The organism is Dysgonomonas sp., from assembly GCF_035323175.1.
Classification (GTDB): Bacteria; Bacteroidota; Bacteroidia; order Bacteroidales; family Dysgonomonadaceae; genus Dysgonomonas.
This window is the reverse complement of the sequence record NZ_DAOKYH010000013.1, coordinates 80,812-93,051: the sequence shown is the minus strand read 5'-3', so window position 1 is coordinate 93,051 and position 12,240 is coordinate 80,812. Positions and strand designations below refer to the sequence as shown.

Here is a 12,240-nt window from a genome sequence, read left to right as displayed (position 1 = left end):
TCTCTCTTTTCGTATACATCTTATATTATTTATATTACCTTTATTTCATAACATGGAGATAAGGAAGTAGATATGAGAAAAATTAGTATAATATTTTGCCTTTGCCTACTATTTTGTAATTGTGATAGCCGATCACCTTTAATTAAGGATGACAAGACACTACGCAGCTTAATAGATAAAGCCTTGAATGAAAATGATGAATTTGCATACAGTGAAGTAAGAGCTCATTATTTTTCAGAAGAAAGACTTCAGGATTTTTGTTATTATGCAATAAAGATGGCTAATAAATATGATTATCCGGATGCGTATTATGATGTTTTTGTAACATTAACCCTTACAGAAAATAAACCTATAGACAGTTTAGAGAATAAAACTAGATGTTTAGCTTTATATTATCTATTAAAAGCAAAAGAATTAGGCTCTGAAAGAGGAAAATATGATATACAAAACATATTTCCAGATAGTATTCCTAACTCAACTTATTATTTAGAAGAAATGTCAAAAGAATAATATCTTGTTTGTAAAATAAAGATACTCTTGTTTCTTCGGATTCGTAATTCGGATATTTCCTTAATACGTTAGATTTATTATATTTATTTTATGAGTGTAATGAAGATTTTACAGCAATCAGGATTCTCCATTGCAATTATTCTAATAATAATTGGCTATATAGCTTGGAAAAATGAATATAAGATTTTTGCAATAGTTATGTATATTCTTGCTTTTGTATTCTTTATTTTAATTGTTATTGGTTTTACAGCATACGTTTGTCCTTAATGGCTTTCATCCCTTCTACTGCTTAATTATAGCAGTCTTTCTTTTTGTTTTACCCCACAAGCACCCTTTTTCGCTCCCTAATTACCCACACAAAGACTATAAATACTTCAATCTACACTCATGCTCGTGCAATTAATTCCAATATTCTATCATCGGAAAGATAGGAATAAGTTTATAGATAAATTCTATTGAAATATATTTGTGTATAAATAAAAACTATATATCTTTGCGATGTATAGATAAAAAACATAAGTATAATTTAAATATAAATAAAATTTATTATGAAGCCTATTATTAATTTACAATTACCGGAATTTAAAGTACAAGCTTATCACAATGGAGCTTTTAAGACAGTAACACATGAAGACGTAAAAGGGAAGTGGGCAATCTTCTTCTTTTACCCTGCCGATTTTACATTTGTTTGCCCAACAGAACTTGTTGATGTAGCTGACAAATATGATCAACTGCAAGCAATGGGAGTAGAGGTTTATTCTGTAAGTACAGACTCACATTTTGTGCATAAAGCTTGGCATGATGCATCCGAAAGTATTCGCAAGATCAAATATCCGATGTTAGCTGATACCGTAGGGGTACTCAGCCGTGCATTTGGCGTGATGATCGAAGAGGAAGGAATGGCATATAGAGGAACTTTCCTTCTAAATCCTGAGGGACAAGTTAAGATTGCCGAAATCCATGACAATGGAATTGGGCGTAATGCAGACGAATTGCTTCGCAAGGTGGAAGCTGCTCAGTTTGTAGCAACACACGACGGTGAAGTTTGTCCTGCTAAATGGAAAAAAGGAGAAGAAACACTCAAGCCAAGTATAGATCTGGTTGGTAAGATTTAATATTCAAATTTGCAGACCGGCTTAACAGAGCCGGTTTTTAAATCAACCTAATTAAAAATAAAATACATGCTAGATTCATCTTTTAAAGAACAAATACGCTCGATATTCTCTGAACTGAAAAATCAGTATACATTAAATATTACTGCTTTCGACCAGCATGACTCCTATCGTGAACTTGTCGATCTTCTCGATGATGTGGCTTCTTGTTCCGATAATATTTCCTGTCAGATTAATAAAGGTGAAGGGCTCGAGTTCTCTTTATTGAAAAATGGAGAAGATACACGTATTAAATTCAGGGGAGTACCTAACGGACATGAGTTTACCTCTTTATTATTGGCTATACTGAACAGTGACGGCAAGGGGAAGAATATCCCTGACGAATTTGTTGTAAACAGAGTTAAAGCTCTTCGGGGGCCTATACATCTTACTACTTATGTATCGCTGACGTGTACCAATTGTCCTGATATTGTTCAGGCACTTAATGTTATGGCTACTCTCAACTCTGAGATATATCACGAGATGGTAGATGGAGCGATAAATCAGGAAGAGGTTGATGCTCTTAAGCTGCAAGGAGTTCCTGCGGTATTTGCTGATGGTAAATTGATTCATGTTGGCCGTGGCGAATTCGGCGAATTATTATCCAAACTGGAAGATCAGTATGGAAGTAAAGAAGTGGCAGATAATAATTCAACAGTCAGAGAGTATGATGTAGCTGTAATAGGTGGAGGCCCCGCAGGAGTTGCAGCGTCTATTTATTCGGCTCGTAAAGGTTTAAAGGTGGCTTTGTTGGCTGAACGCATAGGAGGGCAAGTAAAGGAAACAGTAGGAATAGAAAATCTGATTTCTGTTACCAAGACAACAGGTGAAGTGCTGTCGAACAACCTCAAGGTACACTTGCAAGATTATCCTGTGGATATACTCGAGCATCGAAAGGTAGAGAAAGTAGAGTTGATTGATGGTAAAAAATCAATATCCGTTGTAGGCGGAGAAAAGATAATTACTCCCGCTGTGATAATAGCTACAGGAGCGAGTTGGAGAAAACTCAATGTACCTGGCGAATCAGATTATATAGGAAAAGGAGTTGCTTTCTGTCCTCATTGCGATGGACCATTCTATAAAGGTAAAGAAGTGGCTGTTGTTGGTGGTGGAAATTCGGGTGTAGAGGCCGCAATAGATCTTGCGGGTATTTGCACTAAGGTAACTCTATTTGAATATGCAGAAGAACTTAAGGCTGATAAGATTTTGCAAGAAAAAGCTAAAAGCCTCCCTAATGTAGAGATCATACTGAATACCCAAACAACAGAGGTAATCGGTGACGAGAAGGTTACCGGAATAAAAGTCAAAGACCGTACTACTGGGGACGAACGCATCGTCAAGCTGAACGGCATATTTGTGCAGATTGGATTGGCTCCTAATAGTTCTGTTTTTAGAGACTTGGTGGACGTGAATCGTTTTGGAGAAATAGCTATCGATACTCATTGCCGCACGAGTATACCCGGCGTTTATGCAGCAGGAGATGTTACAAATGTGCCATTTAAGCAAATTATAATAGCAATGGGCGAAGGAGCGAAGGCTTCCCTTTCGGCATTCGAAGACCGTATGCGGGGAGTTATCTGATATAAGAATAGCATATTTTATCGTCTGTATGACGAGAGATTGAAGACGGAAAAATTACAGGTATATGTTGCTTGTAATTTTTTTTGTCTGTAAATGTATGAATTAAAAAATACGATGAAACTTTAAGATAAAGTTTCGAATAATTCCATGCAATCTTTTTACCTTTACTTGTGTTTAGTAGTGTTTGTAAAATATGGACTTCAGAACAAAAATAGAAATTCCAACGTCAGACTTTAAGATATCTCATAAGAGTCATATCATGATATTTGGCTCTTGTTTTGCTGAGAATATGGGAAGGTTGTTTTTGGAAAATAAATTCAATACAAATCTCAATCCTTTCGGGATTCTCTACAATCCCTTATCCATTAGTCAGGCTTTGAGGCTGCTTATCGATCAAAAGGTATTTACAGAAAAAGAAATTTTTGAATACAAAGGACTTTATCAAAGTTTTTGGCATCATGGGTCTTTTTCAGATGTAGATAAGGATAAATGCCTGCAAGGGATAAACCATAGTTTGATGAATGGATCAAACGATATTCGCAAGGCCGATGTCCTTTTTGTTACATTTGGAACAGCGTATGTCTTTCGTTCTTTGAAAGAGAATATGGTAGTTGGTAATTGCCATAAGCTGCCTGCTGCTGAATTCGAACGTTTTCGTCTTTCTGTTGAAGATATTTTAGCAGAGTGGGAAGGTTTGGTAAAGGATTTGAGAAAAATAAATCCATCGTTGCGAATAGTGTTCACGGTAAGTCCTGTTCGTCACCTCAAAGATGGAGCCCATGATAACCAGTTGAGCAAATCTACTTTGCTTTTGGCTGTAGATAAAATTTGTAGCATGGTAGAAGGTTTGCATTATTTCCCTTCTTATGAAATTGTTTTGGATGAATTACGTGATTATCGATTCTATGATGAAGACATGACTCATCCAAATCAGATAGCAATTAAATATATCTGGCAACGATTGTCAGAGACATATTTTGATGAAGAAGCTCCCCCTATAATAAAGGAATGGCAAAAAATATATCAGGCTCTGAATCATAGGCCTATAAATAACCAAAGTGATGATTATAAGCATTTTTTAAGGCAAACTTTGTTAAAGTTGAAAGCCTTCAATAAGAAATATCCATACATTTGTTGCCAACAAGAAATTGTGGATTTGGAAAACAGATCTTAATTAAAAAAGAAGAATGAAATATTCTATATATCAGGTAGCTAAGATAATTGATGCTATGCCAACCGACCTGAACGAAACTGCCATTAGTATTCTACTTACTGACAGCCGTCAGGTCTTTTTTCCCGACGAAACATTATTCTTTGCCCTTAAGACTAAGAATAATGATGGACATCGGTATATTTCCGAGCTGTATGAGCTGGGCGTTCGTAACTTTGTAGTATCTGATTTACAACCCGAGTGGGAAGAATATGAAGATGCAAACTTTCTTGTAGTGGTAAATACGCTATTTGCTCTTCAACGTCTAGCAGCATATCATCGCAATCAGTTTAATGTGCCTGTTATTGGTATTACAGGAAGTAACGGTAAAACAGTGGTGAAGGAGTGGCTTTATCAAGTACTTCATCATGATTTTAATATTACGCATTCTCCTCGGAGCTATAATTCTCAAATTGGTGTACCTCTTTCTGTTTGGCAGATGAATACTCATACGCAGTTGGGCATATTTGAAGCAGGGGTATCTCAACCTGAGGAGATGGCAAAGCTCGAGGCGATTATAAATCCTACTATTGGTATATTTACCAATATCGGACAGGCTCATCAGGAAGGTTTCAAATCTATGAAACAAAAATGTCTCGAGAAACTGGAGCTTTTTATAAACTGCGATGTCATTATTTGTGAAGAAGAGAATGAGCTTGTAGACGAATGTATGGAGATAGCCTGTCTTTCTCACAAACGTCTGACATGGTCTCGCAAGGGATCTAACAAAAGTCCATTGCATATAATGAAAGTTGAGAAGCTCGGAAATTCTACAACCATTCATTATTCTATACTGGGAATGGCCTCTCAGTTTACGATTCCTTTTGCTGATAATGCAGCTATCGAAAATGCTATCCATGTATTAGCTACTGCCATTTATTTGCACTTGTCTTTACCCGATATAAATCAGCGTATGGCCGGTCTCGAGCCTGTTGCAATGCGTCTTGATGTACGTCAAGGGAAAAATAATACAATTCTGATAAATGATACATATAATTCTGATATAAACTCTTTGGGAATTGCTCTTGACTTTCTGGCTCAAAGGGCAACGGATAGCCAAAAGAGAAAGGTGCTTATAATATCAGATATTCCACAGTCGGGGTTAGTACCTAAAGAACTGTATTATTTGGCATCGAATCTGGTGTTGAATAAAAAAATAGATGTACTTATCGGTATCGGTAAAGAAATTTCTACATATAAGGAATTGTTTAAGAATGGTGAAATGCACTTCTTCAATACGACCAATGATTTTATCCATTCGAATATATGGAGCGATTTTCATGATATGTTTATTTTGCTGAAAGGGGCACGTAGTTTCTCATTCGAGAGTATAAATAAACTACTGGAGGTGAAAACGCACGAAACAGTGCTCGATATAGATTTAGATGCAATCGTTCACAATTATAACTTTTATAGATCAAGGCTGAACCCTAAAACCAAAATGGTATGTATGGTTAAGGCCGATGGCTATGGTACAGGAGCGACAGAAGTAGCAAAAACATTGCAGTATCATAAGTGCGATTATCTGGCTGTTGCAGTCGCAGAAGAAGGCGTATTCTTGAGAAAACAAGGGATAAAAGTTCCTATCATTGTTCTCAACTCCGAAGTAGGGGGATTTGAAGAATTGGCGATGTATGCACTCGAACCCGAAGTGTATAATTTCAGAATATTGGATGCTTTTATAAAGGAAGCCAAATTGCAGGGGATTACAAATTATCCGATACATATCAAAATAGATACAGGAATGCATCGGTTAGGATTTACAGAAGAAGATATTCCTGAATTGATGGAGCGTATTAAGTCGCAAACAGGAGTACGTATCCAATCTGTCTTCTCTCATTTAGCGGCAAGTGAGAGTTGGAACTTTGATAATTTTACAGTAGATCAGATCAAGACCTTTAAGAAAATAACGAAAGAAATAGAGAAGAACTGCCATTATCAGGTAATGAAACATATCCTTAATTCGGCAGGTATAGAACGTTTCCCCAACGAGCAAATGGATATGGTGAGGCTGGGAATCAGTCTTTATGGAGTAAGTGCAAGTGGTTTGAACGGACTTCGTAACGTATGTACCTTGAAGACCACCATTCTACAAATCAAATATATCAAGGCCGGAGAAACTGTTGGTTATGGGCGTAAAGGTCATTTCGATAAAGATGCCACAATAGCAACTATCCGTATCGGATATGCCGACGGGCTTAGTCGTCAGTTTGGTAATGGAGTTGGTAAGGTATTGGTCAATGGACGCATGGTGCCTATTGTTGGAAATATTTGTATGGATTTATCAATGATCGATGTTACCGGAGTAGATGTGAAAGAAGGAGACTCGGTAGTCATCTTTGGGGAAAATCCATCTGTCGTAGATTTGGCTAAGGAAATAAATACAATCCCTTATGAGATACTAACGTCTATCTCTAGCAGGGTAAAACATATTTATTATAAAGAATAAGTTTTGTTAAGCATATATATAATAATAAAGGCTGCATTTTTGCAGCCTTTATTATTATATATATCCACTATACTTAATTCTTAAAATCTAACTCTCCATCTCTCATATCAATTATAATAGACTTCGATTTATCTATAGTACCGGCAAGCAACTGTCTCGATAGCGGATCTAACACCATTCGCTGAATAACCCTTTTTACAGGACGTGCGCCAAACTCTGGGTCGAATCCCATTTGAGAAATCCAATTGACTGCTTCATCTTCGAATTTAAGATCGACACCGTTTCCTTTCAGCATGCGGACAACGCCATCGAGCTGAATACGAACAACCTGCTCTATCTCTTTCAAAGTTAATGGCTCGAACATGATTATCTCATCAATACGATTCAGAAATTCAGGACGAATATTAACTTTCAACATATTGAGAACTTCCTTCTTGGTTCTTTCTACTACCTCATCATGATTCTTTGGCGTAATACCTGCAAAGTTTTCACGAATCAGTGGAGATCCCATATTGGATGTCATAATGATAATCGTATTCTTAAAGTTTACCACTCGTCCTTTATTATCTGTCAATCGTCCATCATCAAGCACTTGCAACAGAATATTAAACACGTCGGGATGCGCTTTTTCTATCTCATCGAAAAGAACGACTGAATAGGGTTTACGGCGGATAGCCTCGGTAAGTTGTCCTCCTTCGTCATAACCTACATATCCCGGAGGTGCTCCTATAAGACGAGTAGCACTGAATTTCTCCTGATATTCGCTCATGTCTATACGTGTCATCATATTCTCATCATCGAACAAGAACTCCGCTAAGGCTTTTGCCAGTTCAGTTTTACCGACACCTGTTGTACCCAAGAATATAAACGAACCTATCGGACGTTTCGGGTCTTGCAACCCGGCACGACTACGGCGAATAGCATTGGATACGGCAGAGATAGCCTCATCCTGGCCAACAACCCTTCGGTGCAGTTCCTCTTCCAAGTTTAACAACTTATCCTTTTCACTTTGAAGCATCTTGTTCACAGGTATACCTGTCCAGCGAGAAACAACATCTGCAATATCAAAAGAATCGACCTCTTCCTTTACCATTGCCTGATTGCCTTGCATGTCATGCAATTGAGATTGGAGTTGAGCAATGCCTGTTTCCAGTTCTTTTATTTTGCCGTAACGCAATTCTGCGACTTTACCATAGTCACCTTCACGCTCTGCTTTTTCAGCTTCAAACTTAGCATTCTCAATATCTATCTTATTCTGCTGTATCTTATTAATGACGTCTTTTTCTGATTGCCATTTTGCTTTAAGTTCTGTTTCCTCTTCTTTGAGTTTACTGATTTCTTTAGTCAGTTCAGCTTCTTTCTGATTGTCATTTTCTCGACGGATAGCTTCTCGTTCAATCTCTAGTTGCTTGATACGACGGCTCTTTTCGTCAAGTTCTTCGGGAACAGAATCCACTTCCATTCGCAATTTGGCAGCAGCCTCATCCATCAGGTCAATTGCCTTATCGGGTAAGAAACGATCTGTAATGTAACGGCTCGATAGCTGGACAGCAGCAACAATAGCCTCATCTTTGATACGTACCTTATGGTGGTTTTCATATTTCTCTTTCAAGCCACGCAGGATAGATATTGCATCCACTTCGCTTGGCTCATCTACCATCACTATCTGGAAACGGCGTTCGAGTGCTTTATCTTTCTCAAAATATTTCTGATATTCGTCCAAAGTGGTAGCTCCTATCGAGCGCAGTTCTCCACGAGCTAAGGCAGGCTTCAAAATATTGGCTGCGTCCATAGCACCTTCGCTCTTACCGGCGCCCACCAGAGTATGTATTTCGTCGATGAAAAGAATAATCTCCCCTTCCGATTTTGTCACTTCGTTCACTACCGATTTGAGACGCTCTTCGAATTCTCCTTTGTACTTAGCTCCTGCAATCAGAGCACCCATATCCAAAGAATAGATTTGTTTGCTTTTTAAATTTTCGGGCACATCACCACGAACAATACGATGAGCAAGACCTTCTGCAATAGCTGTTTTTCCTGTACCGGGTTCACCGATAAGTATCGGGTTATTCTTTGTCCTACGACTCAGAATCTGAAGTACCCGACGAATTTCTTCATCACGACCAATCACGGGATCAAGTTTCCCGTCTTTTGCTCTTTGAGTCAGATTGATAGCATATTTTTCCAAAGACTGATATGTATCTTCTGCACTTTGGCTATTTACGTTACTACCTTTACGCAGCTCACTTATAGCTTGCTGCAACTCATTTTCTGAAACTCCCGCATCTTTCAATATCTGCGAAGCCGAACTTTTACTAGCCAAAATACCTAACAGCAAATGCTCGATAGATACATATTGATCTCCCATTTTCTTAGCATAATCCATTGCTTTGTCCAAAGCTGAATTACTTTCGCGGCTTAAGTATGCTTCGCCCCCACCCGATACTTTCGGAAAAGAGTCTATTTCTTTATTAAGCACAGAAGTAATATACGCCGGATTAGCTCCAAGCTTTTGAAAAAGAAAATTCACAACATTCTCACCACTCATAATCACTCCAAGTAGAATATGAGCAGGCTCGATAGCTTGCTGTCCTTTCTCTTTCGTTATCTCAATTGCTTTTTGAACAGCCTCTTGAGATTTGATTGTAAAATTGTTGAAATTCATATTTTTAGTTTCTTTATTTCGTTATTTATAGTATTTATATTCTATCGTTCAAATTACTTGCCAAACAACAATAGTGACAAAATGTCAGCAATCAACTTTATACCTGATAACGAACAGAATATAAAAAAGAGACTATCCCTGAAGGATAGCCTCTCATATCGTGTATTCTACTTTTACTGACGGTTATTTATTATTTTCCAGCCATTTCAGTCTCCTTTGATCAGGCAAGTGAGTCACCTTAAAGTTTTCGAATTTAGCCTCAAAACCATTACCATCGGGACTGGCGGCCATCAAACCTACCATTACCGGAGTATTATCTTGCAGATAAGCATTACGCATCATAGTATATGTCTTATCATCGAAAGAATAAAAAACTTCCACTGCATCAATACGTCTTACAGCCTTGATCCATACATAAGATATCTTTTTATCCAATTCAATAACGCTCCAGTCGCTGGTCTTATGAGTTACCACAGTACTTAAATTATACTTTCCATCTACAAATTCGATCCCTGTCTTGATGTAGTTTTCGTGATCTATACGAAGCATCAAGCCCATTTGATCGAAACGAGCTTTGTAATCTCCTGTAATTTTTACTTTCACCTCAAACTCTCCTCCATATGTCGTATAATAAAAAGGAGCATCATCGACAGTAAACCCATAGTGAGATATACGCCAATAATCACTCTGAGGTGTTACAAACATACTTAATGTTTTATTTTTCACTTCCCATTTTTCAGGTTCATTAAACCATTGCATTTTTTCTAAACTCTGTGCTGAAGCAAATTGGGCTAATACTACAGCAAATAAACTAACTGCGATTTTTTTCATTTTTCTATCTTGTTTTTAATTTACGATTATATCCGATATTACGAGATATCTCCAATCCTGTATCCCTAATCTGGAGTCCTATGTTTTTCACTATTTCTTTTGGTAAGCGTCCTGCCGGACCCGAAGTCCAAATACAGGCTATTGCATTTCCTTTTTCATCAAATATGGGGGCTGCAATGCAATGCACACCTTCAACAGTCTCATTAAGATCTATTGCATATCCGTCCTGAATTATCTTATTCAACTCTTTCTCCAGTTGCTCTTTATCTGTTATCGTATATTCATTCAAAGCCTCAAAGCGTATCTCCGAAAGTTTTTCCTTTTGTTTCTTCCCCGACATAAAAGCCAGTAATACTTTCCCCGGAGCAGTAGAATGAAGATTGAAGCGCATCCCTTGCTGTAAGATGAACACAAAGTCTAGATTCCCCTGCACTTGCTTCAATAAAACCACTTCTGCATCAACAAGTGTTCCTATCATGACCGATTCTCCGACATTATCACGCAAACGCTTCATATATTCTTCCGACATCTCAATGATATCGTAGCTACTTACAGCTTTAAGTCCGAGCAAAAGTAATTTTCGGGAAAGGAAATAACGAAAGTTACCGGGTTCTCGCCCTATATAACCGATCTCGAGAAGATTTGTCGCTATTTTATAAATGGATGATTTTGGATAATCGAGAAGCCCAACAATTTCTTGCAAAGTCAGTCCTTGAGGATGCTCCGACAAAAGCTCAAGCAACTCCATCGACTTGGTTATCATCGATACATTCCTATTTTCCATTCAATCTATATTTATATACAAAAACAACAAATAATATACATATATAGATTCAATCCATATATAAGGATAAATATATAAATTTTGAATAAATATCAAAAGCTTATTCAATAAAAAAAGCTGCATACAAAAATGTACACAGCTTACATATCGTTAATACTGTAAAATTAAAGGAGGCTATCCGGATTTAAGTTTACGGCTTCAATATCTTTAAAGTAATTGTATGTTCCTACTTTTAGTTCATAAGTTGCCATCTCGTCGCAAACAATAATTCCTTTAGGATGCAATTGCAAAGCGGTGATAGTCCACATTTGGTTGATAGAACCTTCTACCACCTGAGCCAAAGCACGGGCTTTGTTATGACCATTCACCATGATTAGCACTTCTTTAGCATCAAGAATTGTTCCAACGCCAACAGTGACTGATGTTTTTGGCACTTTGTTTACATCGTTATCAAAAAAGCGTGAGTTCGCAATTATGGTATCCTGTGTCAGCGTTTTTATACGAGTACGAGAAGACAAAGAAGATCCCGGCTCATTAAAAGCAATATGACCATCTGCACCAATCCCTCCTAAGAACAAATCAACACCGCCTACAGCCTTCATTTTAGCTTCGTAAGCCGCACACTCAGCCTCTAGGTCTGATGCGTTACCATTCAGCATATTTACATTTGCCGGATTGATATCTATATGGCTGAAAAAATTGCTCCACATAAAAGTATGGTAACTCTGCGGGTGATCTTTCGGTAAACCCACATACTCATCCATGTTGAAAGTGACAATATGCTGAAAGGAAACTCTCTTTTCCTGATAATGCTTTATCAACGCTTTATACATACCCATAGGCGAAGAACCGGTGGGCAATCCTAACACAAAAGGTTTTTCAGCAGTTGGATTTGCAGCCTTAATCTTAGAAACTACATAGTTTGCCGCCCATTGCGAAAGTAAATCGTAATCTGGTTGAATAATTAATCTCATGATTATTAAATCTTAAATATGTTAGTTTATAAAAAACAAAGCAAACCCTTTAGTACAATATACTAAAAGGTTTGTCTTCGTAATA

General features: G+C 37.5%; 9 protein-coding genes. 5 read left to right on the top strand and 4 right to left on the bottom strand.

Annotated features, from left to right (window positions below):
- Positions 1 to 72 precede the first annotated feature (72 nt).
- The 5 genes from PKC55_RS14115 to PKC55_RS14095 all read left to right on the top strand — a co-directional run bounded on the left by PKC55_RS14115 (position 73) and on the right by PKC55_RS14095 (position 6,901).
- Positions 73 to 510, top strand: a complete 438-nt coding sequence (locus tag PKC55_RS14115; protein WP_135106927.1) for a hypothetical protein — start codon at positions 73 to 75, stop codon at positions 508 to 510.
- Positions 511 to 1,058: 548 nt separating this feature from the next.
- The gene (ahpC, locus tag PKC55_RS14110) at positions 1,059 to 1,625 is read left to right on the top strand and encodes an alkyl hydroperoxide reductase subunit C (protein WP_135106925.1); all 567 of its coding nucleotides are present in this window, start codon (positions 1,059 to 1,061) and stop codon (positions 1,623 to 1,625) included.
- Between the two features lie 66 nt (positions 1,626 to 1,691).
- Positions 1,692 to 3,242 carry an alkyl hydroperoxide reductase subunit F gene (gene ahpF, locus PKC55_RS14105; RefSeq protein ID WP_291127048.1) on the top strand — a complete coding sequence of 517 codons (1,551 nt, stop codon included), beginning with the start codon at positions 1,692 to 1,694 and terminating at the stop codon, positions 3,240 to 3,242.
- A 193-nt stretch (positions 3,243 to 3,435) separates the two neighbouring features.
- On the top strand, positions 3,436 to 4,416 hold the full coding sequence (locus PKC55_RS14100) for a GSCFA domain-containing protein (RefSeq protein ID WP_291127046.1): 981 nt from the start codon (positions 3,436 to 3,438) through the stop codon (positions 4,414 to 4,416).
- A 13-nt stretch (positions 4,417 to 4,429) separates the two neighbouring features.
- Positions 4,430 to 6,901, top strand: a complete 2,472-nt coding sequence (locus tag PKC55_RS14095) for a bifunctional UDP-N-acetylmuramoyl-tripeptide:D-alanyl-D-alanine ligase/alanine racemase (protein ID WP_324373506.1) — start codon at positions 4,430 to 4,432, stop codon at positions 6,899 to 6,901.
- A 73-nt stretch (positions 6,902 to 6,974) separates the two neighbouring features.
- Here PKC55_RS14095 and clpB read toward each other — a convergent pair whose 3' ends face one another.
- From clpB to nagB, 4 genes are all read right to left on the bottom strand, one after another.
- Complete coding sequence (gene clpB, locus PKC55_RS14090; RefSeq protein WP_283687389.1) at positions 6,975 to 9,566, bottom strand: ATP-dependent chaperone ClpB; 2,592 nt, start codon at positions 9,564 to 9,566, stop codon at positions 6,975 to 6,977.
- A 183-nt stretch (positions 9,567 to 9,749) separates the two neighbouring features.
- A complete protein-coding gene (locus PKC55_RS14085; protein ID WP_283687390.1) occupies positions 9,750 to 10,397 on the bottom strand; it encodes a DUF1349 domain-containing protein in 648 nt (215 codons plus the stop codon).
- A 4-nt stretch (positions 10,398 to 10,401) separates the two neighbouring features.
- Positions 10,402 to 11,181: an IclR family transcriptional regulator gene (locus tag PKC55_RS14080; protein WP_283687391.1), complete on the bottom strand. Its 780-nt coding sequence runs from the start codon at positions 11,179 to 11,181 to the stop codon at positions 10,402 to 10,404.
- A 164-nt stretch (positions 11,182 to 11,345) separates the two neighbouring features.
- Positions 11,346 to 12,155 (bottom strand): glucosamine-6-phosphate deaminase, encoded by an 810-nt coding sequence (gene nagB / locus PKC55_RS14075; RefSeq protein WP_135107007.1) that lies wholly within the window; start codon positions 12,153 to 12,155, stop codon positions 11,346 to 11,348.
- Between the last annotated feature and the right edge of the window lie 85 nt (positions 12,156 to 12,240).